General features: G+C 73.7%; 21 protein-coding genes. 7 read left to right on the forward strand and 14 right to left on the reverse strand.

Annotated features, from left to right (window positions below; translation table 11 throughout):
- The first annotated feature begins 134 nt into the window (after positions 1 to 134).
- Positions 135 to 878, forward strand: coding sequence for a lysophospholipid acyltransferase family protein (locus HS041_RS18065; RefSeq protein WP_196441826.1), 744 nt, complete (start codon positions 135 to 137; stop codon positions 876 to 878).
- A 66-nt stretch (positions 879 to 944) separates the two neighbouring features.
- Complete coding sequence (locus HS041_RS18070; protein ID WP_196441827.1) at positions 945 to 1,496, forward strand: hypothetical protein; 552 nt, start codon at positions 945 to 947, stop codon at positions 1,494 to 1,496.
- 62 nt (positions 1,497 to 1,558) lie between these two features.
- Here the strand turns inward: HS041_RS18070 and HS041_RS18075 are convergent, their stop codons facing one another.
- From HS041_RS18075 to HS041_RS18105, 7 genes are all read right to left on the reverse strand, one after another.
- A complete protein-coding gene (locus tag HS041_RS18075; RefSeq protein WP_196441828.1) occupies positions 1,559 to 2,455 on the reverse strand; it encodes a glutamate ABC transporter substrate-binding protein in 897 nt (298 codons plus the stop codon).
- A gap of 11 nt (positions 2,456 to 2,466) precedes the next feature.
- Positions 2,467 to 3,978 carry a GlnX family signal transduction membrane protein gene (locus tag HS041_RS18080; protein WP_230879110.1) on the reverse strand — a complete coding sequence of 504 codons (1,512 nt, stop codon included), beginning with the start codon at positions 3,976 to 3,978 and terminating at the stop codon, positions 2,467 to 2,469.
- Positions 3,975 to 4,856 carry an FHA domain-containing protein gene (locus HS041_RS18085; RefSeq protein ID WP_196441829.1) on the reverse strand — a complete coding sequence of 294 codons (882 nt, stop codon included), beginning with the start codon at positions 4,854 to 4,856 and terminating at the stop codon, positions 3,975 to 3,977. The genes HS041_RS18080 and HS041_RS18085 overlap by 4 nt, the downstream gene beginning before the upstream one ends.
- 14 nt (positions 4,857 to 4,870) lie before the next feature.
- Positions 4,871 to 6,190: a vWA domain-containing protein gene (locus tag HS041_RS18090; protein ID WP_196441830.1), complete on the reverse strand. Its 1,320-nt coding sequence runs from the start codon at positions 6,188 to 6,190 to the stop codon at positions 4,871 to 4,873.
- A 32-nt stretch (positions 6,191 to 6,222) separates the two neighbouring features.
- Positions 6,223 to 7,197, reverse strand: coding sequence for a protein phosphatase 2C domain-containing protein (locus HS041_RS18095; protein ID WP_196441831.1), 975 nt, complete (start codon positions 7,195 to 7,197; stop codon positions 6,223 to 6,225).
- 77 nt (positions 7,198 to 7,274) lie between these two features.
- Positions 7,275 to 9,647 (reverse strand): serine/threonine-protein kinase, encoded by a 2,373-nt coding sequence (locus HS041_RS18100; protein ID WP_196441832.1) that lies wholly within the window; start codon positions 9,645 to 9,647, stop codon positions 7,275 to 7,277.
- Positions 9,644 to 10,891, reverse strand: a complete 1,248-nt coding sequence (locus HS041_RS18105; RefSeq protein ID WP_196441833.1) for a hypothetical protein — start codon at positions 10,889 to 10,891, stop codon at positions 9,644 to 9,646. Before HS041_RS18105 ends, HS041_RS18100 begins: the two co-directional genes overlap by 4 nt.
- Positions 10,892 to 11,130: 239 nt before the next feature.
- Between HS041_RS18105 and HS041_RS18110 the strand changes: the two genes are divergently transcribed.
- The gene (locus HS041_RS18110) at positions 11,131 to 12,126 is read left to right on the forward strand and encodes a serine hydrolase domain-containing protein (protein ID WP_196441834.1); all 996 of its coding nucleotides are present in this window, start codon (positions 11,131 to 11,133) and stop codon (positions 12,124 to 12,126) included.
- A 46-nt stretch (positions 12,127 to 12,172) separates the two neighbouring features.
- Here the strand turns inward: HS041_RS18110 and HS041_RS18115 are convergent, their stop codons facing one another.
- Positions 12,173 to 12,769, reverse strand: a complete 597-nt coding sequence (locus tag HS041_RS18115; protein WP_196441835.1) for a DinB family protein — start codon at positions 12,767 to 12,769, stop codon at positions 12,173 to 12,175.
- Positions 12,770 to 13,042: 273 nt separating this feature from the next.
- On the opposite strand from HS041_RS18115, the gene HS041_RS18120 reads away from it, so the two are divergent.
- The gene (locus HS041_RS18120; protein WP_196441836.1) at positions 13,043 to 13,375 is read left to right on the forward strand and encodes a putative quinol monooxygenase; all 333 of its coding nucleotides are present in this window, start codon (positions 13,043 to 13,045) and stop codon (positions 13,373 to 13,375) included.
- Between the two features lie 22 nt (positions 13,376 to 13,397).
- On the opposite strand, the gene HS041_RS18125 is transcribed toward HS041_RS18120, so the two are convergent.
- Positions 13,398 to 14,060, reverse strand: a complete 663-nt coding sequence (locus tag HS041_RS18125; protein WP_196441837.1) for a response regulator — start codon at positions 14,058 to 14,060, stop codon at positions 13,398 to 13,400.
- Positions 14,057 to 15,184 carry a sensor histidine kinase gene (locus HS041_RS18130; RefSeq protein WP_196441838.1) on the reverse strand — a complete coding sequence of 376 codons (1,128 nt, stop codon included), beginning with the start codon at positions 15,182 to 15,184 and terminating at the stop codon, positions 14,057 to 14,059. Before HS041_RS18130 ends, HS041_RS18125 begins: the two co-directional genes overlap by 4 nt.
- A gap of 215 nt (positions 15,185 to 15,399) precedes the next feature.
- Between HS041_RS18130 and HS041_RS18135 the strand changes: the two genes are divergently transcribed.
- Positions 15,400 to 15,822 carry a DUF6223 family protein gene (locus HS041_RS18135; protein WP_230879111.1) on the forward strand — a complete coding sequence of 141 codons (423 nt, stop codon included), beginning with the start codon at positions 15,400 to 15,402 and terminating at the stop codon, positions 15,820 to 15,822.
- A gap of 230 nt (positions 15,823 to 16,052) precedes the next feature.
- On the opposite strand, the gene pruA is transcribed toward HS041_RS18135, so the two are convergent.
- Positions 16,053 to 17,678, reverse strand: coding sequence for an L-glutamate gamma-semialdehyde dehydrogenase (gene pruA, locus HS041_RS18140; RefSeq protein ID WP_196441839.1), 1,626 nt, complete (start codon positions 17,676 to 17,678; stop codon positions 16,053 to 16,055).
- Positions 17,679 to 17,680: 2 nt separating this feature from the next.
- Positions 17,681 to 18,625 (reverse strand): proline dehydrogenase family protein, encoded by a 945-nt coding sequence (locus HS041_RS18145; protein WP_196441840.1) that lies wholly within the window; start codon positions 18,623 to 18,625, stop codon positions 17,681 to 17,683.
- 77 nt (positions 18,626 to 18,702) lie between these two features.
- Here HS041_RS18145 and HS041_RS18150 point away from each other — a divergent pair, with 77 nt between their 5' ends.
- Positions 18,703 to 19,818, forward strand: a complete 1,116-nt coding sequence (locus tag HS041_RS18150; RefSeq protein ID WP_196441841.1) for a PucR family transcriptional regulator — start codon at positions 18,703 to 18,705, stop codon at positions 19,816 to 19,818.
- A gap of 62 nt (positions 19,819 to 19,880) precedes the next feature.
- Here HS041_RS18150 and HS041_RS18155 read toward each other — a convergent pair whose 3' ends face one another.
- The gene (locus HS041_RS18155; RefSeq protein ID WP_196442569.1) at positions 19,881 to 21,266 is read right to left on the reverse strand and encodes a rhamnulokinase; all 1,386 of its coding nucleotides are present in this window, start codon (positions 21,264 to 21,266) and stop codon (positions 19,881 to 19,883) included.
- Positions 21,267 to 21,310: 44 nt separating this feature from the next.
- Positions 21,311 to 22,300 carry a LacI family DNA-binding transcriptional regulator gene (locus tag HS041_RS18160; protein WP_196441842.1) on the reverse strand — a complete coding sequence of 330 codons (990 nt, stop codon included), beginning with the start codon at positions 22,298 to 22,300 and terminating at the stop codon, positions 21,311 to 21,313.
- Positions 22,301 to 22,644: 344 nt separating this feature from the next.
- Here HS041_RS18160 and rhaI point away from each other — a divergent pair, with 344 nt between their 5' ends.
- Positions 22,645 to 23,799, forward strand: coding sequence for an L-rhamnose isomerase (rhaI, locus tag HS041_RS18165; protein ID WP_196441843.1), 1,155 nt, complete (start codon positions 22,645 to 22,647; stop codon positions 23,797 to 23,799).
- The last annotated feature ends 79 nt before the right edge of the window (positions 23,800 to 23,878 follow it).

Raw genomic sequence — 23,878 nt, forward strand, 5'->3', positions numbered from 1 at the left:
CTCCCCGCGGGGCGGCGTCCTCCGCGGACAGGGGGAAGAGGCCGGTCCCGAGCCGGAGCGGGCGGGGTGCGCCCACCCGGGCACCGGCCCGCCGCCGGTCAGGGCGGGCCGGTGCGCTGGGGTACGGTTCAGCCATGGCTGAGATCGTGTACCCCCCGGTCATCGGGGCGGCGTTAACCATGTTCCGCGCGCTGGACATGAAGATCCGCGTCGAGGGCTCCGAGAACATCCCCAGGACCGGCGGAGCGGTGCTGGTCAGCAACCACATCAGCTACCTCGACTTCATCTTCGCCGGGCTCGCCGCCCGTCCCGCCGGGCGGCTGGTGCGCTTCATGGCCAAGAAGGAGGTCTTCGACCACCGGATCTCCGGCCCGCTGATGCGCGGCATGCACCACATCCCGGTCGACCGGTCGGCGGGGGCCTCGGCGTTCGGCGCGGCGCTGAAGTCGCTCAAGGGCGGAGAGGTCGTGGGCGTCTTCGCCGAGGCCACGATCAGCCGCTCCTTCACCGTCAAGGACATCAAGAACGGCGCCGTCCGGATGGCCGTCGCCGCGGGCGTGCCGATGATCCCGATCTCGCTCTGGGGCACCCAGCGCCTGTGGACCAAGGGCCGTCCGCGGAAGCTGCTCCAGCGCCACGTGCCGATCACCATCCTGGTCGGCGAGGCGATGAACCCCAAGCGCGGCGACGACTACGACGCCGTCACCGCCGACCTGCGCGGGCGGATGGCGCAGCTGCTGGACCGGGCGCAGCGGACCTATCCGGAGATCCCGCAGGGCGTCTGGTGGCAGCCCCGTCACCTGGGCGGCACCGCCCCCACCCCGGAGGAGGCCGCTGAGCTGGACGCCGCCGAGGCCGAGGCCCGGCGCAAGCCGTAGGCGGGCGTCGCGCGGCCGCAAGCCGTCGGCAGGTGAACTGCAAGCGACATGGTGCACCATATGTCCATGAGTGACTCATTTACGGACATTGTGGACGCCATCCAGCCCGGAGTGAAGCCGCAGCCCGGCAACCTGCCGGGGCCCTTCGTCCGGGTGTTCCTGGTGCTGTGCTGGCTCTCGGTCGGCCTGCTCCCGGTCGTGTTCGCGGTGGGCGACATCGAGCTGGCGGCGGGCCGTACCGGCACGCCCGGCACCCTCACGGTCGTCTCGTGCGAGGCGCTGGGCAAGGGCCGCTACGACTGCAAGGGCAGCTTCGCCCCCGACGGGGGCGGCGCGGCGATCCCGGTGGCGGCCTCCCCGGACTCCGAGGCGGGTGACGTCACCCGGGCCCAGCTCACCCCCGAGGGGGACCGCGCGGTGAAGGCCGGGACGACCGGCGTGGTCGCCGCGCTCACCCTGCCCTTCCTCGGCGTCGGCCTGCTGGGCTTCCTGCCCTACGTGATCATGTACTTCCTCGGTGCACGGCGCGGCCGCCGGGCCGCGGTTGCCGCCGGAGTCGCGATCACTGTGATCGGCGCGGCGGGGACGCTCGTCGGCATGGTCGCCGCGTACTCCTGACGACCCGCCCCGCACGGCGCCCGTGCGGGGCCGCCCCGGAGGCGGGGCTCACAGCCGGGCCGTCAGGCGCAGCCCTCGAACTGGGGGACGGTGAAGGTGAGCGCCAGGCTCGAGGCGCCGAACCACTTCTTCAGCAGCTTCTCGGCGGTGCCGTCCTGGTACATGGCGGTGAGCGCCCGGTTGACGGCCTCGCAACCGTCGAGGTCGCCCTTGCGCAGGCCGATCCCGAGCCGCTCGTCGGTGAACGGTGCGTTGATGATCCTGAGCGCGGACCCGGCGCGGGCGGAGAACCCGGCCAGGATCAGGTCGTCGGTGGAGACGGCGTCGACCGCGCCGTCGCGCAGTTTGGCCACGCACTCGCCGTAGGTCGCGGCGGGGACGAGCTCGACGGCGATCTGCCGCTCCTCCTTGACCCGGCGCCAGGAGTTCGATCCGGCGGCCTGGCAGAGGCGCCGGCCCTTCAGGTCCCGCACGTTGTCGATCTCCATCCGGTCCTCCGCCCGGACGAGGGTGTCCTGGTGCGCGACATAGTACGGTCCGGCGAAGGTCACGTGGGACCTGCTCACCGGAGTGATCGAGTAGGTCGCGACGACCATGCCCACCTTCCCGGACTGGATGAAGTCCTGGCGGTTGGAGGACAGCACGGTGACGAACTCGACCTTGGGCGCCCCGATCCGCCGGGCCACCTCGGTGGCGATGTCCACGTCGAAACCCTCGTAGCGGCCCTCGCCGACCTTCAGCCCCAGACCGGGCTGGTCGGGCTTGACGCCGATCACCAGCGTCTCCTGGTCCAGGATCGAGGTGAAGGGGCGCTGGCTCCCGCACGCCCCGGTCACCAGGAGCGCCAACGCCGCGAGCACCGCCCCGGCGCGCCTGGCGCCGGGGACTCCGGCCCCGGTGCGGAGCACGGCGGGTCTCGTGGTGGGCGCGGTCCCCGCCCGCGGGCCCAGAGGTCGCATGATCCCTCCCGTCATCGGTATTCCGAGAGCCGGGGCCAGACCCCGGCGACGATCAGCACGGCGGTGGAGATCATGGCCACCGGCAGCAGGAACCACAGCTCCTCCACCTGTTCCTCGCCACTGCGCACCGCCCGGTCGAACGCGGTCTTGTGCAGCCCGGCGAGCTTCACCAGAGCGGCGTCGTAGGCCCCGAACCTCGTCTCCAGCCGTCCCACCAGTTCCTCGACGGCCTCGCGCGGGCCCGCCTTGCGCATCAGGTAGTCGCCCTGCTGGAACTCCTGGTATCGCCGGAGCACCTCGATGATCGCCGCCTCGCTGCCGGGGAGGCGGGCGAGATCCGCCTCCTGGCCGACGAGACCGAGGAAGGCGTTCTTGGCCGGGTAGGCGTCCACCCCCGCGTCCACCGCCTTGTAGTACGCGGCGAGGTTGCCGCTCGGCGTGTAGAGCACCGACTGGGACTTGTCGAGGTAGGTCTGCTCGTAGGTGTCGGCACGCTCGGGGTCGAGCAGGTAGCGGCTCTGGTCGCCGTGCATGCTGTTGCCGACGGCGCGGGCGCGGGCGAGGGCGAGGACGGAGTCGAACCCGTCCCGCTTGGCGGTATGCAGGACGTCCGCCTCGTTCCCGAGGACCGTGAAACCGGTCAGCGTGTACGTCCCGGCGATCGCCGTCGCCACCAGCAGGGCCGGGTTGAACACCCGGCGGAACCGGCGGGCGAGGAACACCTGGAGCCAGGCCAGGCCGCCGACGGCGAGGATCCCCGTCCCGGCCACGAGCACCTGCCCCGTCCGCAGGGCCGAGCTCTGCTCCTCGTGGGCGCGGCGCACGACGGTCCCGCTCTCCAGGGTGAGGTTGTAGGCCATGGGCAGCAGTTCCAGCCGCATCAGGTCGGTCGCCTGCCGGTAGAGCTCCAGGACCGGCCGGGGCGGCGGACCCGCGGCGTGCCCGGCCTGCTCGTCCAGGAGCATGGCGCGGGCGGCCAGCCGCTCGTAGCGGCCCAGGCCGTCCAGCACGGCCTGGACGGTCCGCCGCTCGGCCGGGTCGCCGCCGGCCAGCGCCGAGGCCTGCAGCACCGCCCGCCCGGCGTCGCTCCTGCGCCGCTCGTACACCTCCAGCGCGCGCTTGCGCCCCTTGCCGAGCCCGTGCTCGTCGCCGATCAGCAGGACGTCGGCGACCTGGGTGTCCATGTCGCTGAGCGCGAAGTAGAGGTCGGCCGTGGCCACCACCTGCGGACCGGCGTCGTGGCCGATGACGTCCAGGCCGTTCCTGACGGTCCGGAAGGACGACGACAGGGCGCCGAAGAGCAGGACGAGGGCGAGGGCGGCGGCGCCCGTGATGACCAGGACCCGGCCGGGCACGCTTCGCAGGCGGGACGGCCCGGCCCCGCGGGGGGCGGCGGAGGGGGGGACGGCCGGGGGAGCGCCGTGATCCGCCCCGGGAACCGGTGGGGTCGCGGACGGGACCGGGGCCGCCCCCGGCGCGGAGACGGAGCCCGGGGCCGCGGCGGTCTGGTGGACAGGTGTCATGTCTCTCTCCTGCGCCGCAGTGTGATGAGGGTCCACGCGCCGAGGTGGATGCGGTCGCCGTCGCCCACCGGCACCGGCTCGTTGATCCCGATCTGCCTGCCGTTGACCGCGGTGCCGTTGGCGGAACCCGGATCGATCAGCGTCCACCCGTCACCGGGGCCGGAGAGCAGGACCGCGTGCAGGTGGGAGACGCCGGGATCTTCGGGCGGGCCGCTCAGGTCGATCTCCGGCACCAGGTTCCTGGACCGGCTGGGCCGTCCGATCCGGACCTCCGTGCCCGCCAGCGGGATGTCGCGCCGGGGACAGTACGGGGGGAACAGCACCCGCTCGGAGTCCGGGCCGCCCTGCGCGATCATCCGGTCGTAGTGGGCCCGGTCGGCCTGGACCGTCGCCTCCCACGCGGCGGCCGGCCCGCTCCCGGCGCCGTTCCCGCCCGGCCGTCCGGACACCGCGCCGCTCTCCGGCCGGCCTCCCTCCGGCCCGGTGCCGCCCGGCTGTCCGGGCGCCGGCACGCCCGCGGGACCGTTTCCGCCCGCCGGTCCGGAGCCCGGCCCGCTCCCGGAGGCGTGCCAGGCCGTGGCGGACGCCCCGGCCTGACCGGGAGCGGCCGTCTGGTCGTGGCCGCAGTCCTCGCAGAACCGCCCGGTGACCGGCGCGCGGCAGGCGGCGCACTCCTCCGGCGGCCCGGAACCGGCCGGTGACGCGAACGGCGCGGACGGCGGCGGGGACGACGACGCGGAGCCTCCCGCGGCGCTCGCCGGGGCCACCCCCGCGGAAGCGGCTCCGGCCGTGCCGGTCAGGCGGTTGCCGCAGACGTCGCAGTATCCGTCGGCGAGACCGCTCTCGCTCGGGGCGTGCCCCTCGGGACAGGTGACCATGGCGTTCCCCTCTCTCAGCCCGCAGTGCCCAGGCCGCCGGAGGGGTCGGGCTCGCCGGGGTCCCTCCGCATGCGCGCCGTGCGGACCGAGCCGGTGTCGAGCGCGATCTCGTCGGCCTTGTCGACGGCGCGGCGGAGCCGGGCGGTGCCGGTTCCCGGGTCTATCTCCACGACCTTGGCCAGCAGCCTGGCGGTGTCGTCGTTGCCGGACTCCTCGGCCAGCCGCCTGGCCTGGCCGAGGCGCGCGGTCGCGGTGTCCAGATCGCCCGCGGCTCGCGCGCCCAGACCCTCCTGGATGAGGTCGAACAGCTCCGCCTGCCCGGTGTAGTGGGCCACACCGGGGCTGACGCGGGTGGACAGCGCGAGGTCGTCGGTCCACTGGGCCAGGACGTTGCCCCGCGCGACGACCTCCCCGCTGTCGGCGCGCACCAGCCGCACCCAGGCCGCCCGGACCTCCTGGCCGATCGCGCCGGCGGGGATCTCGGCGCAGAGGTGGTAGACCCGTGTCTCGGCGCCCCACGCCCCGGTCGGGTAGTCGCCGGTCAGCGGGTCGACCGGGACGCGCAGGCCGGTCAGGTCCGTCAGGGTCGGCGACACCTGCTTGAGGTACTTCACCCTGCCGTGCTGGGGGGTCCAGACCCGCAGCGCGACGTCCGCCACCGCCTTGCCCATCGTGCCCTCGACCATCGCCCGGAAGTCGGCGGTCAGGTCCTTGGCGTCCCGGATGAACCCGGAGGTGCCCAGCAGCGCGTCGGAGACCTTCCGCAGCTCGGCGGGAACCCAGTCGGTCCCGACCCCCCGGCTGTCGCAGACGAACCGGCCCGCGCAGTGGGTCAGGGCGGCGTCGAACACCTGGGCGCTCTCGTTGTTCTGCCCGTCGGTGAGCAGGATGGCGTGCCGGACCGCCCGGGGATGACCGTCCAGCAGCTCGGCGGCGAGCCGCAGCCACTTGCCGATCGTGGTGCCCCCGTCGGCGCGGAGCCTGCGCAGGGCCTCGGCGGCCTGTTTCCTGGTCTGCGCGCCCGCTCTGACCAGACCGGCGCGCGGAGGGTAGATCTTGGTCGCCTCATGGGTCCCGGCGACGATGGCGAAGTACACGCCGTCGCGCAGCGCCTCCACCGCGGCCTGAGCCGCCTGGCGAGCTTCGGTGATCTTGTAGCCTCCCATCGACCCGGAGGCGTCGACGATGATCACTTCGGCGGCCTCGACGGCTTCGGCCGCCGTCTCCGCCGGGCCGGCGGCCTCGACGGTGAGGACGGCGTGGACCTCTCCGCCGCCTGTAGGCAGGTACTTGTTCTGGTCGATGTCCAGCGTGAACAGGGGCTGGTCGCTCACACGTCTCTCCCGGGGGTCAGGTGGGCGCCGATCTACGATGGCGGTGGACAGAACGGGATCACCAGGACGGTGATGTTGTCGCGGCCCCCCGCCGCGAGCGCGTGCCGTACCAGGGCGCGGGCCGCGTCCAGCGGGCTGTCCCGGGCGGTGAAGGGGGCCAGGTCGCCGGCGTCCTCCAGATAGCCCCACAGGCCGTCGCTGCAGACCAGGACCGCTCCCGGCTCCTCGGGGGCGAAGACCCTGACGTGCGGGGCGATCTCGCCCGCGTCGGCCCCGAGCCAGGCGGACAGCACGCTGGGCGCGGCGACGTCGTCCTCGGTGAGGAGGGCGGAGTCGTGCAGCGGCACGGGGCCGGCGCAGGAGGAGCCGGGCGGGGGCATGGGGCCGGTGGACGCGGTGGGACCGGTGCCCGGTGCGGGGGCGGAAGGGGCGACGGGGGCGGTCGGCGTGGTGGAGTCGTCGGACGGCATGGGCGGGGGTTCGGCACGGAGCCAGTAGGCACGGCTGTCGCCGGTCCAGCCGACCGTCACGGTCTCCGGTCCCACGACGGCGGAGACATAGGTGCAGGCGGGTGCGTCGTCCATCGAGGAGCCCAGCGCGGCCACGACGGCGGCGGCCCGCACGGCGGCCGCACGGGTGGCGGCCGCCGGACCGGCCCCCGCGCGGAGCTCCGCCAGGAGCACGGCGGAGCCGGTCTCCGCGGCGGCGGTGGAGGCGCTCTCCGGCCGGGGCGAGGAGGAAACGCCGTCGCAGACCACGCCGATCACCAGGCCGTCCGCCGCGACCAGAGCCATGGCGTCCTCGTTGCGGCTGTGCCGCAGGCCGCGGTCGCTCACCCCCGCCGCACCGCCCGCCTCGGTCTCGGCGTGGTCGGTCTCCGAGGGCTGTTTCAGCCCGCAGCGCTCGCAGTATCCCTCCGGATCCACGGGCGCGGGCCCGCAGCGCTCGCACCCGGCCGACCGGAGCGGCTGCCCGCAGCACTCGCAGAACAGCTCCCCGGGATGCACGCTCGAACCGCACCGCGGGCACGCGCCCGGATCCGCGGCGCCGCCCGTCCCGCCCGGGCCCGCCGCGGGCGCCGCCGTCACAGCAGCGTCCTGGGACGGGTGGCGTTGGCCCGGTCGATGAGCGCGTGCCGCTCGGCGGGGGTGGCCGCCGAGCGGGCGAGCCTCCGGTAGAGGCGCTCCAGCTCCCGGCGGATCGAGCGCTCGGTGAACGGCGTCCCGAGGAGCAGCCCGTTCCCGGCTTCCCGGCCGGAACCGGTGCCGGGACTCGCCCCGGAGCCCAGCCAGCCGAGCGCTCCCTCCAGGATCTCGGCCGCCATCTCCGTCCGCCGCCGGGGATCGAGGTCGTCGAGGTCGGCCAGGCGCTCACCCGTCTCGGCCAGCGCGGCGGCGCTCAGAGAGGGTGGGGGCCGCTCCCGTACGGCCACCGCCACGGTGGCCAGCTGCGCCGCCACGAAATGGCTGGAGCTCGGCGGCACCTGGTCGAGGACCGTGACCGCGCCGTCCGGGTCGTCGGTCGCGAGCAGGGCTCTGGCCAGGCCGAACGCGGCGCTCACGTAGGAGCGGTCGGTGCGCCACACCGTTCCGTACCGCCACGCGGCGGCCGCCGGGTCCGCGGAGCACTCCAGGCAGAACGCGAGCGCCAGGCGGGGTGCGCACTCGCCGGGCATCAGGTCGTAGCAGCGGTCGAAGATCCGGGCGGCCTCCGTCAGGTCGCCCGAGACGAACTCGTGGACGCCCCGGCACCACAGGACCCGCCAGTCACCCGGCAGCTCCCCGGCGGCCCTGGCCAGCAGCGCACCCGTGTCCTCGGCGCCCTGCTCGGCGCTCATCCGGGTGAGCGCGAGCAGGGTCTCCGGCGTGTGCGGCGCGGATCCGAGCATGGCGACCAGTTCGCCGGGGGTGCGGGCGGTGAGACCGGACAGGAACGCGGTGGCCGGATCGGCGGGGTCGGCCAGCGGCACCGGCAGGGCGGCCGCGGCGGCGGCGCGGCCGAGCGGTTCGAGGATCCGCCCGCTGCCGCGCTCGGCCAGGACGGTTCCGGCGGCGATCCGCTCGGGGCCGAACAGGGCCGACGGCGCGGGGTAGGGGACGCCGTCCTCCGCGGCACGCACCTCCCGGAGCACTCCCAGGAGCTGGTCGGCCATCTCCTCCGCGCCGGCGAACCGGGCGGCGGGGGAGGGGTCGGTCGCCCGGCGCAGGAAGCGGTGGAAGGACTCGTACCTGGCCTGCGGCGGCAGGTCGGCGAGGTCGGGCAGCGGGGCCTCGACACCGCCGCGCACCGGGCTGAACGGGAAGCTCAGCACCGCCAGCGTCCGTCCCACGGTGTAGAGGTCGGAGGAGACCGAGGGACCGTGGGAGGCGATCTCCGGCGCCTGGTACCCGACCGTGCCGTAGATGGCGCTGTCCTGGTCGCTGGCCATCCGGACCGCTCCCAGGTCGATGAGCTTGAGCTCCCGCCCGACCTGGATCACGTTGGCGGGCTTGAGGTCGCAGTAGAGCATGCCCCGCTCGTGCAGGTACGCGAAGGCGCGCAGGATCTCCAGCGCGTACGGGATCGCCTGGCGCAGCGGCAGCGCCTCCGCGCCCCCGGTCTCCCGCAGCCGGCTGCGGAGCTGGTCGTGCAGGGACTCGCCGCCGATGTACTCCATGACGAGGTAACCGGCCATCCGCCCGGCCTCTGCGCCGGGCTCCCGGTGCCGGACGAAGTTGAAGATCTTGACGATGTTGGCGTGGTCCACGCCGGTCAGGAAGCGGCGCTCGGCCTCCGCGATGGCCAGCGCCTCGGCGTCGGCGGTGTTGAGCAACCCCTTGAGGACCACCCAGCGGCCGTCGAGGTTGCGGTCGGCGGCAAGGTAGATCCAGCCGAGCCCGCCGTGCGCCAGGCAGCCCTTCACCTCGTACTGCCCGGCGACCAGGTCGCCCTCGCGCAGCTTGGGGGTGAAGGAGAACCGGGTGCCGTCGTGCGGGCAGAACCCCTCTGCGCGCCCGGGCCGGCCGTCCCGGCTGCGGCCCACCGGGCGGCCGCAGTCGGACCTGCTGCAGAATCGCTTCTCCTCGGGGACCTGGGGGTCCTTCAGCACCACCGTCACCGGGTCCCGGTAGACCACGGGCGGCACCTCGGCCAGTCCCGAGCCGAGCAGCCCGGGCCGGGAGCCTCCGGTGCCCCGGGTTCCCCGGCTCGGCGTGGTGCCGGGCCCCCGGCCGCCGGACGGAGTCGTGACGAGTACGGAGTGGGGCACGGACGCCGGCCCGGAGGCCGGCCCAGGCGGTGAGGCGGACTGCGGCATGGACGGCAGAGCCGGTCCGGACGCGGAACGGGGCGCCGAGGAAGGAGCGGAGACGGGGGCGGAGACGTGCGGGGGCCGCGGCGGTTGCGCGGCGTGACCGCACAGGTCGCAGTAGCCGTCCTCGACGGTTCCCGTGCAGTTCGGCTGTGCGCAGTGGGTCATCCGGTGGCTCCCTCGGTGGCGCGTTGGTATCCGGTGACGGCCACCGTCGCCCTGCGCAGGTCGCACGGGGCCGTCCAGAGCAGATCGTGCGCGTGCCGGTACAGCCGGGCGGTCTCGGCGTCCTCGGCCCGGCCCAGCCGTACGGCCTTCGCGCGGAAGGCCTCCAGCCGCCCGCGGAGCTCGTCGCGGCGCGCCATGAGCTCGCGCAGCGCCGCGGTGGCCTGCTCCGCCCGCCGCAGCGCCTCCTCGGCACCGCGCTCCACCTCGGCGAGGAGCTCCGCGCGCTCCAGCCATCGGCCGCCTCCGCCGCCCGGCGCGGCCTCGCCGTTCCCGCCGCCCGCCGCTCCCGCGTCTCCGGCCGCGCCCAGGCCGTCCAGTGCGGCCAGGCGCTCGCGCAGGAGCGGAGCGCTGTCCCCGAGGACGGGCAGCGCCGGAGAGGCGATCTTCACCAGGACGAGGTCGCGGACCAGCCGGGACTCCTCCTCGGCCGCCGCCACCCGGCCCAGCCGCCGCTCGGCCGCCGTCCGCCGCTCGCCGTACGCCCGACGCAGCGCCGCGGCCCGCCGCAGTCTCTCGTGCAGGCGGTCGGCGGCTTCGGCGACCCGGTCCACGTCCCGGCCGCCGTCGCCGAGAGGGTCGTGGCGCAGCTCCTCGCGGATCCGCTCGATCTCCCGCTCGCACGCCTCCAGACCGCTGTCGCCCCCGCTCCCGTCCCCACCCTCGCCGAGCTCGCGCAGCAGCCCCCGAGCCGCGCCCGCCGCGGCGGCGGCGTCGTCGAGCCGGGGCAGCACCGTGCTCCAGACCGCGTCGACATCCGTGATCACGCCGGTGATGTCGCGGAAGGCCAGATCCATCGCGGCCACCGCCTCGTCGAGGGTGAAGCGCTGCTCGCCGGTCCCGAGCAGCGACCGCCGCTCCACCGGCCCGGCCTCGGGCACCAGCCGTACGGCGGCCTCGGTGAGCAGCCCGGTCAGCTCGGCGAGCTCGGCGGGCCCCGGCCGGCGCCGGCGATCCCAGACCTCCCCGGCCCGGGCGAGCACGGAGCGGTAGGCGTCCAGCAGGGCCCAGAGCAGGGCCACGCGCCCCCTGATCTCCTCCCACCTGCGCGCGCTCTCCCCGCGCAGCGGAGAGCTTCTCAGCAGCCGGAAGACGGTGTGCGCCTCCAGGTCTAGGACGTCACCGGAGATGCGGTCCCGCTCCTCCCGGCGGACCCGGAGGGCGTGCTCGACCCCCTCGGCGCTCATCGGCGGCCCCGCCGCCCCCGGGCTCCCCGTCAACGCTTCCCGTGCCTCCCCGCGTGTGCTCCGACCCCCGTGGAGATGTGGCTCTTTATTTGCTCTTTACCCTTTGACGACGGGCTGGGGCGGAAAGTTTCCGGGGAAGTCCGTCAATGCGGGTGGCGTGCCGAGATTGTGGTGGATGTTCATTAAAAGGGATGGAAGGCTCTGTTGCCGAGACGCCCACCGGACCTGGAGGAAGCAGTATGTGGCAGCAGACCGCCCCCGAGAAGGCGGGGTTCGCCCCGGATCTGGCCGACCGGCTCGACGCCCTCGTCCGGGAGGGGCGGGCACCGGGCCTGCACGGCGTCGTGGTGGCCCGCCGCGGCGAGCTGGTTGCGGAGTACTACGGCAGCGGCCCGGACTTCTCCTGGGGCGTTCCGCACGGCACGGTCGACTTCGGGCCGGAGACGCTGCACGACCTCCGCTCGGTCACCAAGAGCGTCACCGGCCTGCTGTACGGCATCGCGCTCGCCGACGGCCTGGTGCCCGAGCCCGGTGAGCCGATCCTGCCCCGTTTCCCCGAATACTCCGACCTGGCCGCCGACCCCCGGCGGGCGCGGCTGACCGTCGAGCACGCGCTGACCATGACGCTCGGCCTGGAATGGGACGAGAGCGCCCCGTACACCGGCCCGGAGAACAGCGAGATCGCCATGGAGATGGCCGAGGACCGCTACCGGTTCGTGCTGGAACGCCCGATCGTCGAGGAGCCGGGCACCCGGTGGCACTACAACGGGGGCGCCACGGCGCTGATCGGCGCCCTCATCGCCCGAGGCGCCGGGCGACCGCTGGAGGAGTTCGCGCGCAGCGCGCTCTTCGAGCCGCTCGGCATCGACTCCTTCGAATGGATGGCGGGGGACGACGGGATCGCCTCGCCCGCCGCCGGGCTCCGGCTGACCCCGCGAGGCATGGCCAGGATCGGCCGGGCCGTACTGGAGCGCGAGGTGATCCCCGCGGACTGGGTCGACGCCATGCTCCGGCCGCGCGTGCCGAGCACGTGGAACAGGTTCTACGGCTACCTGTGGTACGTCGGCCCCGACGGGCGGGCCAGCGCGACGGGCAACGGCGGGCAGCGGCTCTTCCTCCTGCCCGACCTCGACCTCGTCGTGGCCGTCACCGCCGGCGACTACGACGGGCCCGTCCAGGACGTCGCGCCCCGGGCGGTCCTGGAGGAGGTCGTCCTGCCCGCGCTGGTCCCCTGACCTCGCCGCGGCCCTGATCCCGATCCTCCGGCCGCCGCGGGGAACCTCACCGGGAGAGCGGGCCGGAGGCCGGTGACGGCCGCAGGGCATGGCGGTTGCGGTACAGGTCGCGCAGGAGCAGGACCTCGGCGCCGTGGTGGAGCACCTCGCGGTTGATGTGCAGCACGAGGGCGGCCAGGGGCTCCTCGGCGTACGGGCCCTCGGCCGGGCCGCAGGGCCGGGCGAGGCCCTCCGCGCCGAGAGCGCGCACGCCGTCACGCCACGCCGCGTACGTCTCGTCGAGCTGGCGCAGTGCCCCGGCGGCCGTGCCGGAGTAGGCGAACCCCTCGTAGTCCACGGGGGGCCCGCCGAAGTGCGAGGCGGTGCGCAGGCCCAGTACGCCGACGATGATGTGCCCGAGCCGCCAGGCGATCGTGGTCACCGGCGCCGGATCCGGTTCGGGGAGGGCGAACTCGATGACGAAGTCACCGCTCCCCGCGGCGATCGGGGCGCTCGCGGTGCCGCGCGGGCGCACGCTCCAGCAGCCGTCCACCGGCTCCCAGAGGTACTCGTCGTCGGTGAGTCCGTCGAGCCCCGGGCGCAGGTGGTGCTGCCAGTGCCAGTCCAGCTGGTCGGCGAGCAGTGGATTCCAGTCGATGCTCATGCATACGACCGTAGGCGCGATCGAGGACGGCTTGGGTCCTCATTCTGTGAGACTCACGGATCCGTGGTCCACGCACCGGCGGAAGACACCGCGGCCCGCCTGCTGAACCTGCTGCTCGGCGACGACGAGCAGCGACCCTCCCGACGCCATCGCCGTCCACCTGGCACTCGTCGGCGTCGGCTTCGAGATACTCGAACCACCTGAACTGTCCGATCACGTCCGCGCGATGGCGCAGCGCCTCGCCGGGGCCGCCCATCCGCCGAAGGAATGCCAATGATCTTCATTACCGCGAAGTTTCGCGTGCTGCCGGAGTCCGCCGACCGCTGGCCCGAGATCACAGGGGAGTTCACCCGGGCGACCCGCGCCGAGCCGGGCTGCCTGTGGTTCGACTGGTCCCGCAGTGTCGAGGATCCGGACGAGTACGTCCTGGTCGAGGCGTTCCGTGACGGTGACGCGGGGGCGGCCCACGTCCGGTCGGAACATTTCAGGCAGGCGCAGCGGACGCTCCCGCCGCACCTGGCGGAGACGCCCCGGATCGTGAACGCGACGGTCCCGCAGGACGACTGGTCCCCCCTCGGCGAGATGGCCGTGCCCGGACGCGACTGAGCGCCGTGACGGGGAGGAGGCGTCAGGAACCGCCCGGGGTCACCAGGCCGGATTCGTAGGCGAGGACGACGAGCTGAGCGCGGTCGCGGGCGCGGAGCTTGGTCATGGCCCGGTTGACGTGGGTTTTCGCGGTCAGCGGGCTGATCACCATGCGGTCCGCGATCTGGTCGTTGGACAGGCCCTGCGCGACCAGGACGACGGCCTCGCGTTCGCGGTTGGTCAGTTCTTCCAGCCCCGTGCCGATGCCGGTCGTGAGCGGCTGGGTGACGTACCTGTTGATGAGCTTGCGGGTGATCGACGGGGCGAGCAGCGCGTCGCCGCGCGCGGCGACGCGTACGGCGTGCAGGAAGTCTTCGGGCACGATGTCCTTGACGAGGAATCCGGCCGCGCCGGCGCGCAGCGCGTGGAAGACGTATTCGTCGAGGCCGTAGTTGGTCAGGATGACGACGTGCACTCCGGCCAGGGCCGGGTCCGCGGCGATGCGCCGGGTCGTCTCGATGCCGTCGACGACCGGCATCTGGATGTCGATGAGGGCGATGTCGGGCAGATGCTCCTTGACCAGAGCCAGGCCCTCCATCCCGTCGCCGGCCTCGCCCACCACCTCGATGTCGTCTTCGAGATCGAGGAGCGCGCGGAATCCGCTGCGCAGGAGCGGCTGGTCGTCGACCAGCAGGACACGGATCACGACGTCCGCTCCACAGGGAGCTCGGCCTGGACGGTGAAGCCTCCCCCGCTGCGCGGCTCCGCGCGCAGGCGACCACCGAGGGCGGTGACCCGCTCGCGCATCCCGAGCAGCCCGACGCCGGGCACCGGGGCGGTGTCCGGCGTGGCCTCGCCGTCGTCATCGATGTGTATCGCGAGGGCGTCGGGACGGTAGTCGATCCGGACCGACGCGGTGGCGGCGGCGGCGTGACGGGCGATGTTGGTCAGGGACTCCTGAACGATCCGGTAGACGGTCCGGCTCACCGCGGCCGGCACGTCGTGCCGTCGCCCCTCGATCGTCAGCGTCGCGTCCAGGCCGATGGCACGGGCCCGTTCCACCAGTTCCGGGACGTGGTCGAGCCCACGAGGCGGCGTCATGTCGTCGTCGCGCAGCGCCTGCAGGGTCGCGCGCAGCTCCCGGGTGGCCTCACGTCCGGCCTCCTGAATCGCCAGCAGGGCCTCCGGCACCTGTTCGCCGCGCCTGCGGGCCACGTGGACGGCGACTTCGGCCTGCACCTTGATGATCGAGATCTGGTGGGTGAGCGAATCGTGCAGCTCCCGCGCGATGTGCAGCCGCTCCTCGTCGGCACGACGCCGCGCGGTCTCCTCCCGGGTGCGCTCGGCTTCCTCGGCCCGCCGCTCGGCCTGCCGCAGCGCCTCACCCGCAGCACCGGCCGCGATCAGCCAGGCCAGCTCGAGGGCGCCCCGGGCCTGTGCGAACGCCTCGCCCGTGTCGTGCAGACCCGAGGCCAGGGCCGCGAGGGGGAGAGCGGCCAGCACGGTCACGCTCGCCGCCACCGTGGCGGTGCGGTGTCCCGCCCGCACGGCGGCGTACACCGCGAACAGGTATGCGACGGCAGGCACGTCGAAACCGGCCGTCTGGTATCCCACCGCGCACAGCCCGGTGACGGCCAGGACGGGAACCGGAGCCCGGCGGCGCGCGGCCAGCGCCAGGCCGCCGGCCGCCAGCAGCGCGTAGCCGAACAGGTCGAGGCCGGTGGCGGAGTTCTGCTCGGACAGCGCGGTGACCAGCAGCGTCGCCGCCACGCAGACGGCGATCGCCCAGTCCCTGACACCGGCCCGGACACCGGACCGTCCTGTGCTCATGCGCGCACCTTAGCCGGATGTCCGCGCGGGCGGCTCCTGCGCGCGGATGATCGGCGGGCTACCGCACACGCGGTACTTCCGCGGCTCCTGCGGCATCCGCAGCAACCGGGTGTGCCATCGGCGGCAGCGTGGATTGCCTGCGTCCGCCGGACGACCGGCGGTGGGGCGGGCGGACATGATCAGGTCACGTCCAGTCGCAGGAGAAGGAGCGCCTCATGCCAGTCCGATCCGTGCTCGCCGCCGCCGGAGCCGCCCTGCCCGGGATCTCCGGGCTCGCCGCACCGGCGGCCGCCCATGTCTTGGCCGAGCCGGCCGTCACCAGTGCCTACACCTTGACCGCCGGGCGTCTGTGGTCCTTGGCGGCCGCGCTGCTGGGGCTGGCCGGCGTGGTCGCCGGCGGGCTGGCTCTGGCCCGCTCCGCCGGTCGCGCCGGCAACGGCACCGGGAGAAGGGGGGCCGTCGCGGCCCTGGCGGCCGGGCTGGCCGGCGCGCTCGGCGGCGGGCTGGTCGTGGCCGCCGCCGAGGGTGGCCCCGGCACCGGCTACGGAATAGTCGGGGGCTTCGTGGCCCTGGTGGTCGGGCTGGTCGCCGTGGTCCTCGGCGGGCTGGCTTTGGCCCGCTCCCGCCGTACCGGCTGACCGCGCCGACCGGGAGGATCCGATGGGGGACGACCCCGCGTCGGGCCGGTACGCGGCGGCGCGGACCCTGCGGGCCGCGCCGCGGCTGTGACGGGAAGCGGAGACGGCGGGTGATGCCCGGGTCCCGGATCCGGGACCCGCGCATCAACCGTCTTTCCGTTGCCGTTCGGCGCCGGTGTTCCCGGCGGCGAGGTTCTTCACCTCGGGCGACGCCACCCGCCTGCGGGCGGTCAGCCCATGTGCGGATAGCGGTGGTCGGTCGGCGGGACGAACGTCTCCTTGATCGTGCGGGCGTTCACCCAGCGGATCAGGTTGAAGATCGAGCCGGCCTTGTCGTTGGTGCCCGAGGAGCGGGCCCCGCCGAAGGGCTGCTGGCCGACGACCGCGCCGGTGGGCTTGTCGTTGACGTAGAAGTTGCCCGCCGCGAAGCGCAGCTTCTCCGACGCCGAGGCGATGGCGTAGCGGTCCCGGGCGATGACCGAGCCGGTCAGCGCGTACGGCGAGGCGCTCTCCATCTGGTCCAGCACCGCGTCGAAGTCGCCGTCGTCGTAGACGTGCACGCCGAGGATCGGGCCGAAGTACTCCTTGACGAAGATCTCGTCGGTCGGGTCGGCGCACTCCAGGACCGTCGGCTTGACGAAGTAGCCGGTGGAGTCGTCGTAGGAGCCGGTCAGCACCTCGATCGAGTCGAGCGAGCGGGCCCGGTCGATCGCCGTCCGGTGCTTGGCGAACGCCCGCTCGTCGATGACCGCGCCCATGAACGTCGACAGGTCGGCGGCCACGTCGCCGACCGTCAGCGACTCGGCGGTGGCCACCAGGTCGTCGCGGACCGCCCGCCAGATCGAGCGCGGCACGTAGGCGCGGGAGGCGGCCGAGCACTTCTGGCCCTGGTACTCGAACGCGCCCCTGACCAGCGCGGTGGTCAGCACCGCGGGGTCGGCCGAGGGGTGGGCCAGCACGAAGTCCTTGCCGCCGGTCTCGCCGACCAGGCGCGGGTAGGACCGGTAGGAGGCGATGTTCGCGCCCACGGTCGCCCACAGGTGCTGGAAGGTCGCGGTGGAACCGGTGAAGTGGACGCCGGCCAGCTCCGGGTGGCTCAGCGCGGCCTCGGAGACCGCGGAGCCGTGGCCGGTCACCATGTTGATGACGCCCGGCGGGAGCCCCGCCTCCTCCAGCAGGCGCATGGTGAAGTGCGCGGCGAACTGCTGGGTGGGGGAGGGCTTCCAGACGACGACGTTGCCCATCAGCGCAGCCGAGGCCGGCAGGTTGCCCGCGATGGCGGTGAAGTTGAACGGCGTGATCGCCAGGACGAAGCCCTCCAGCGGGCGGTACTCCATCCGGTTCCACACGCCCGGCGACGAGACCGGCTGCTCGGTGAGGAGCTGCCGAGCGTAGGCCACGTTGAAGCGCAGGAAGTCGATCAGCTCGCAGGCCGCGTCGATCTCGGCCTGCTGCGCCGACTTGGACTGGCCGAGGATCGTGGCGCCGTTGAGCGTCTGCCGCCACGGCCCGGCCAGCAGCTCGGCGGCGCGAAGGAAGATCGCCGCCCGCTCGTCGAAGGACAGCGCCCGCCAGGCGGGGGCCGCCGCCAGCGCGGCGTCCACCGCGGCCCGCACGTCACCGGCGGTGGCGTCGGCCGTGCGGCCGAGCACGGAGGCGTGGTTGTGCGGCTGCACCACGTCGATGGGGGCGCCGCCGGCCATCCGCTGCTCGCCGCCGATGGTCATGGTCAGGTCGAGCTGGGCCCCGGCCAGCTCCTTGACGCGGTTCTCGAGCACGGTCCGCTCGGCGCTGCCCGGAGCGTAGCCGAGCACCGGCTCGTTGGCGGGAGCGGGGACGTTGGAGATGGCATCCATGACTACTTGCCTCCAAGGGCACGGAGAAAGAAGGCGACGTTGGCGGGGCGTTCGGCGAGGCGGCGCATGAAGTAGCCGTACCAGTCGTCGCCGTAGGGGAGGTAGACGCGCATCGTGTGCCCGGCCCCGGCCAGGGCCTGCTGCTTGTCGGTGCGGATGCCGTACAGCATCTGGTACTCGTAGTCGCCCCGGGCGCGCGAGAAGCGGTCGGCGAGGGTCTCGGTGATCGAGATCAGCCGGTCGTCGTGCGTGGCCACCATGGGGTAGCCCTTCCCCGCCATGAGGATCCGCAGGCATCGGACGTAGGCCTTGTCGACCTCGGTCTTCTTCTGGTGCGCGACCGAGGCGGGTTCGGCGTAGGCGCCCTTGACCAGGCGGACCCGGGAACCCTCGTGCGACAGGTCGCGGCAGTCGGCCTCGCTCCGGAACAGGTAGGCCTGGACGGCGACGCCGGTACCGGGGAAGTCGGCGCGCAGCGCGCGCAGGATGCCGAGGGTGGAGTCGACCGTGGTGTGGTCCTCCATGTCGAGGGTGACGCCGGCGCCGGCGGAGTGGGCGGCCTCGCAGATCGTGCGGGCGTTCTCCAGAGCGATCTTGTCGCCGTCGGCGCCCAGCGCCTGGCCGACCGCCGAGAGCTTCACGGAGACTTCGATGGGACCGGCGAATCCGGCGCGGTCGCCGAGCTCCAGCTCGCGCAGGGCGCCGAGCAGCTCGGTGTAGGCCGAGGCCGTCTGGGTGGCGGCCTCGGCGTCGCGGGTCTCCTCTCCCAGATGGTCGATGGTGACGGTGAGGCCTGCACCGGTCAGGCGGCGGACGGCCTCGACGGCGTCCCGGGTGGTCTCGCCCGCGACGAAGCGGTCGACGACCTTGCGCGTCAGCGGAACGCCGGAGACCGCGCGCCGCACGAGCGGCACCCGCGACCCGGCGAGGAGAAGTTGACCGAACATGTCTTCCAGCCTAAAACTCCAGCTCAGGACGGCCTCATGTGCATCTGCCACGATCGCGGCGAGCAGGCTTCATACAGATGTACAACAATGGCGGGGTGCTCCAGGAGACCGTCGACGAAATCGCCGCCAGGCTGGGCGCCTCCGCCACCCTGGAGGACCGCTCGTTCCGGCTCCTGGCCTACGCCGCGCAGAGCGGTGACATCGACACCGTGCGCCAGGAGTCCATCCTCCGCCGCCGGGCCTCCGACGAGGTCCGGGCCTACTTCGAGGGGTACGGCATCGCCACGGCGCGCGGCCGGGTCCGCATCCCCGCCGACGCCGAGCTGGGCGTGCTCGCCCGCGTCTGCGTCCCGCTGCGGCACCAGGGCGTGACCTACGGCTACCTGTGGCTGCTGGACGACGGAACCCTGAGCGATGAGCGGCTCGACTCCGTCGCCGAACCGGTCGCGACAGCGGCCACGGTCCTCGCCCAGGAGGCCCGCCGCCGCCAGGACCTGGGCGCCCACCTGCGGGAGTTGTTCTCCTCCGACGCCGAGGAGCGCTCCCGGGCGCTGTCCCGGCTCGGCCTGCGCGGCCCCCTGACGGCGATCGCCGTACGTCCCTCGGCCGACCGGGTCGCCGCGCTGTGGACCCTCCCGCGCGACGTGCTCGCCGACCCCGCGCTCCCCGACCCCGCGTTCCCCGACGGAAGCCTCCCGGAGCGGGGCGGGCCGCCGGTCGCGGTGCTCGCCCCGGCGGCCCACGCGTGGGAGCTGGCCGGGCGGATCCAGGCCATGTACGGCACGGCGGCCGGGGTCGGCGACGCCAGGGCCGAGCCCGGGCAGACCTGGCGGAGCTGGCGGGAGGCGGTCCACGCGCTGCGGGTCGCCGAGCGGGTCCCCGAGCTCGCCCCGGTCGCCGCCTGGTCCGACCTGGGCGTCTACCGGACGCTCGTACGGCTGGCCCCGGAGTCCCTGCGCGAGCTGGCGGCGGAGAGCGGGGGGCTGGCCGCCGACCCGGAGCTGGCCAGGACCGTGGAGGGCTACCTCGACCGCGCCGGACACGTCCAGGAGACCGCCGCCGCGCTGGGAGTGCACCGCCAGACGCTCTACTACCGGCTGGGCAAGGCCGCGCGGCTCACCGGCCGCGACCTGGCCGACGGCGAGGACCGCCTGGTGGTCCACCTCGCGCTCAAGGCCGCCCGGCTGCTGTAGCGCGCCCTCTGCTCCCCGCCGTCACCGCGGTTCGGTTCGGTGCGGCCGCGGCCCCCGCGCCGTCATCCCGCCCGCAGCGCCCGCGCGCGGGCCAGAAACGCCTCGGCCTCGGCCCAGCGGGCGCCGTCACCGGCGGGCTCGTAGCGCGTCAGCGGCTGCGTGCGCGCCAGGGCGCGCATCTCGGCGAGGCCGGAGACCTGCCCGGCCGCGCGGGCCTGGACCAGGACGTTGCCCAGGGCCGTGGCCTCGACGGGACCGGCGACGACCGGCAGGCCGCAGGCGTCGGCGGTGAGCCGGCACAGCAGGGCGTTCCTGCTGCCGCCGCCCACCAGGTGGATCACCTCGATCTCCCGTCCGGACAGGGCGACCGCCTGCCGGATGGCCGAGCGGTGTCCCAGGGCCAGGCTCTCCAGGATGCACCGGACGAACGCGGGGGGGTCGGCCGGAGGCTCCTGCCCGGTACGGCGGCACTCCTCGGCGATCCTGGCGGGCATGTCGCCGGGCGGCAGGAAGGCGGGGGTGCCGGGGTCGACGACCGCGGCGAACGGGCGGGCGGATCCGGCCGCGGCCAGCAGCGGGCCGAGCTCGGGCTCGCCCCAGGCGCGCAGCGACTCCTGCAGCAGCCACAGTCCCATGACGTTGCGCAGGTACCTGACGGTCCCGTCGACGCCCGCCTCGTTGGTGAAGCCCGCCGCCCGGCTCTCCTCGGTGAGCACCGGAGCCTCCAGCTCGACCCCGGCCAGCGACCAGGTGCCGCAGGAGACGTAGGCGAAGTTCCGCCCGGTGGCCGGCACCGCCGCGACCGCGGAGGCGGTGTCGTGCGAGGCGACCGCCACGACGCCGGCCGCGTGGCCGATCTCGTCGGCGACGTCGGGGCGCAGCCGCCCCACCGCCTCGCCCGGCGCGCGCAGCGGGGGGAACAGCCGGGCGGGAAGGCCGAGGCGCTCGATCAGCGGCCAGGCCCAGTCACGGGTGCGCACGTCCAGCAGGCCCGTGGTGGAGGCGTTGGTGAGCTCCGCGCCGATCTCGCCGGTGAGCCAGTAGGCGAGCAGGTCGGGGATGAGCAGCATGCGCTCGGCGTGCTCCAGCCGATCGGCCGCGAGTTGGTAGACGGTGTTGAAGGGCAGGAACTGCAGGCCGCACACGTCGTACAGCTCGGCGTCGGAGATGTGGGCGGCCACGCGTCCGGCCGCCCCGGCGGTGCGGCCGTCGCGGTAGTGCACCGGGTTGCCCAGCAGGGCTCCGGCGGAGTCCACGAGCCCGTAGTCGACCGCCCAGGAGTCGATCCCGATCGAGTGCACCCGTCCCGCCCGGCGCAGGCCGTACAGGGCCTCGCGGTGGAGACCGAGGATGTCCCAGTGCAGCGTGCCGGCCACCCGGACCGGCCGGTTGGGAAAGCGGTGCGCCTCGGACAGGCCCAGGCCGTCCGGGGACAGCTCGCCGACCATGACGCGGCCGCTGGAGGCTCCGAGGTCGACGGCGGCGAAGCGGTTCACCGGGTGGACTCCCTGACGACGAGTTCGGGCTGGAACATGATCTGCTGGTGGGCGTGGGTGCCGGGGTTGTCGCACTCGTCGAGCAGGAGCTCGGCGGCCGTCCTGCCGAGCTGGTAGGTGGGCTGCCGGATCGAGGTGAGCGAGACGGCCGAGGCCGCGGCGAAGTCGATGTCGTCGTAGCCGATCAGCGCGACGTCGTCCGGCACCCGGACCCCCGCGTGCATCAGGCCGCGCAGCATGCCGAGCGCGAGCAGGTCGTTGGCGCAGAAGACGGCGTCGGGAAGGTCTCCCTCGGACAGGAGCTTCTCCGCGGCCTGCTGGCCGGCCCGCGGCGTCATCGCGGGCATCTCGACGACGCGCAGCGGCCGGCCGCGCAGCGCCCGCCCGGCGCCGGCCCTGCGGTCCAGGCACTGCCGCATGGTCAGCGGTCCCGTCACGTAGGCGATGTCGCGGGCGCCCCCGGACAGCAGGTGGGCGACGGCGGTCTGGCCGCCGACGACGTCGTTGACGGCGACGGAGCACTGGTCGGGCCGGTGGGCGGGATGGTCGACGAGCACGACGTGGATCCCGCGCTCGCGCAACCGGTCGAGCGGCTCGGGGCTGTCGTCGGAGGGGGTGATCAGCACACCGCGGACCCGCTGCTCGGCGAGGACGAGAAGGTTGCGCTCCTCCTTGCTCCGGGAGCCGGCGGAGTTGCTGAGGATCACCGCGTAGCCGCGGTCGCTGGCCACGTCCTCGACGCCGGCCGTGACGTCGGTGAAGAACGGGTTGCCGATGTCGATGACCGACAGCCCGATGGTCGTGCTGTGCCCGGCGCGCAGCGTCGAGGCCGAGCCGTGCCTGACGAACCCCAGCTCCCGGATCGAGGCCTCGACGCGGGCCCGGGTCGAGGGCGAGACCTTCTCCGGCCGGTTCAGCACGTTCGACACCGTGCCGGGGGACACCCCGGCGTGCTCGGCGACCTGCCTGATGCCTGCAGCGCTCATCGGGCCTCACTGTCGTCTGACCATGGACCCCCAGATTAAAACGTAACAACCATCGTTCGGCAAGATGGCCTCGGATGCAGGCCGACCGGAAGATCATGCCTCTGTCGCGTCCGGGAAATTCGCTATTGACGTGCCATATCCCCTGACCTACTGTCCAGGTCTCGATTGAAACGTTTTAGAAGCTTCTGGAGGGAGCTCATGCCAGCACCCCCTGTCCCCGTCCTGGCCCCGCGTCAGGTGAGCACGTCGTTCGGCGCCGTTCATCACCGGTCTCGACGGACGCCCGGACGAGGGCATGCGGCCGCTGGCAGAGGTTTTCCACCTTGACCGAATCGGGGACAGAAATGGACATAACAGTCCAGCTGCGGGCGCAGCGCATCGAGACGCCGTCGTGGGCGTACGGCAACTCCGGCACCCGCTTCAAGGTGTTCGCCCAGCCGGGCGTGCCGCGCGATCCGTACGAGAAGCTCGCCGACGCCGCCCAGGTGCACCGCTACACCGGTATCGCGCCGACGGTGGCGCTGCACATCCCGTGGGACCGGGTGGACGACTACGCCGGCCTCGCCCGGCACGCCCGGGAGCTGGGCGTGGGAATCGGCGCGATCAACTCCAACGTCTTCCAGGACGACGACTACAAGCTGGGCAGCGTCACCCACCCGGACGCCCGGGTACGCCGCAAGGCCACCGACCACCTGCTCGAATGCGTCGACATCATGGACGCCACCGGCTCCGGCACGCTCAAGCTCTGGTTCTCCGACGGCCTGAACTACCCCGGCCAGGACGACATCCGCGCCCGCCAGGACCGGCTGGCCGAGGCCCTGTCGGAGGTCTACGGCCGGCTCGGCGAGGGGCAGCGCCTCCTGCTGGAGTACAAGCTGTTCGAGCCGGCCTTCTACGCCACCGACGTGCCCGACTGGGGCACCGCCTACGCCCACTGCCTCAGGCTCGGCGACAGAGCGCAGGTCGTGGTGGACACCGGGCACCACGCGCCGGGGACCAACATCGAGTTCATCGTGGCGTTCCTGCTGCGCGAGGGCAAGCTCGGCGGCTTCGACTTCAACTCCCGCTTCTACGCCGACGACGACCTGATGGTGGGCGCGGCCGACCCGTTCCAGCTGTTCCGGATCATGTGCGAGGTGGTGCGCGGCGGCGGGCTGGACCCGCGGTCGGGCGTGGCGTTCATGCTCGACCAGTGCCACAACATCGAGCCGAAGATCCCCGGCCAGATCCGCTCGGTGATGAACGTGCAGGAGGCCACCGCCAAGGCGCTGCTGGTCGACCGCGCGGCGCTGGCGGTGGCGCAGTCCTCCGGGGACGTGCTGGGCGCCAACGCGGTGCTGATGGACGCCTACAACACCGACGTGCGGCCGCTGCTGGCCTCGCTGCGCGAGGAGACGGGTCTGGACCCCGACCCGATGGCGGCCTACGCCCGGTCGGGCTATTTCGAGACGATCGCGGCCGAGCGTGTCGGCGGGGCGCAGGCGGGCTGGGGGGCGTGACGGGTACCCGCCCGCCCCGGGTGCGCATCCCGGGGGCACGCAACCACCGGGTCCCGGGATCGGGACTGCAGAGAGCACG

Origin of the sequence: Planomonospora sp. ID67723 (assembly GCF_015711605.1) — a bacterium.
In the GTDB taxonomy this organism is placed as follows: Bacteria; Actinomycetota; Actinomycetes; order Streptosporangiales; family Streptosporangiaceae; genus Planomonospora_A.

Bases quoted from the DNA above. Each gene is read 5' to 3' on its own strand.
- HS041_RS18120 (WP_196441836.1), top strand. From the start codon at position 13,043: ATGATCTTCATTACCGCGAAGTTTCGCGTGCTGCCGGAGTCCGCCGAC.
- HS041_RS18075 (WP_196441828.1), bottom strand. From the start codon at position 2,455: ATGCGACCTCTGGGCCCGCGGGCGGGGACCGCGCCCACCACGAGACCC.
- HS041_RS18160 (WP_196441842.1), bottom strand. From the start codon at position 22,300: ATGAGCGCTGCAGGCATCAGGCAGGTCGCCGAGCACGCCGGGGTGTCC.
- HS041_RS18110 (WP_196441834.1), top strand. From the start codon at position 11,131: ATGTGGCAGCAGACCGCCCCCGAGAAGGCGGGGTTCGCCCCGGATCTG.
- HS041_RS18085 (WP_196441829.1), bottom strand. From the start codon at position 4,856: ATGGTCACCTGTCCCGAGGGGCACGCCCCGAGCGAGAGCGGTCTCGCC.
- HS041_RS18135 (WP_230879111.1), top strand. From the start codon at position 15,400: ATGCCAGTCCGATCCGTGCTCGCCGCCGCCGGAGCCGCCCTGCCCGGG.
- HS041_RS18070 (WP_196441827.1), top strand. From the start codon at position 945: ATGAGTGACTCATTTACGGACATTGTGGACGCCATCCAGCCCGGAGTG.
- HS041_RS18105 (WP_196441833.1), bottom strand. From the start codon at position 10,891: ATGAGCGCCGAGGGGGTCGAGCACGCCCTCCGGGTCCGCCGGGAGGAG.
- HS041_RS18100 (WP_196441832.1), bottom strand. From the start codon at position 9,647: ATGACCCACTGCGCACAGCCGAACTGCACGGGAACCGTCGAGGACGGC.
- HS041_RS18150 (WP_196441841.1), top strand. From the start codon at position 18,703: ATGTACAACAATGGCGGGGTGCTCCAGGAGACCGTCGACGAAATCGCC.
- HS041_RS18130 (WP_196441838.1), bottom strand. From the start codon at position 15,184: ATGAGCACAGGACGGTCCGGTGTCCGGGCCGGTGTCAGGGACTGGGCG.
- pruA (WP_196441839.1), bottom strand. From the start codon at position 17,678: ATGGATGCCATCTCCAACGTCCCCGCTCCCGCCAACGAGCCGGTGCTC.
- HS041_RS18145 (WP_196441840.1), bottom strand. From the start codon at position 18,625: ATGTTCGGTCAACTTCTCCTCGCCGGGTCGCGGGTGCCGCTCGTGCGG.
- HS041_RS18155 (WP_196442569.1), bottom strand. From the start codon at position 21,266: ATGGTCGGCGAGCTGTCCCCGGACGGCCTGGGCCTGTCCGAGGCGCAC.
- rhaI (WP_196441843.1), top strand. From the start codon at position 22,645: ATGGACATAACAGTCCAGCTGCGGGCGCAGCGCATCGAGACGCCGTCG.
- HS041_RS18080 (WP_230879110.1), bottom strand. From the start codon at position 3,978: ATGACACCTGTCCACCAGACCGCCGCGGCCCCGGGCTCCGTCTCCGCG.
- HS041_RS18115 (WP_196441835.1), bottom strand. From the start codon at position 12,769: ATGAGCATCGACTGGAATCCACTGCTCGCCGACCAGCTGGACTGGCAC.
- HS041_RS18065 (WP_196441826.1), top strand. From the start codon at position 135: ATGGCTGAGATCGTGTACCCCCCGGTCATCGGGGCGGCGTTAACCATG.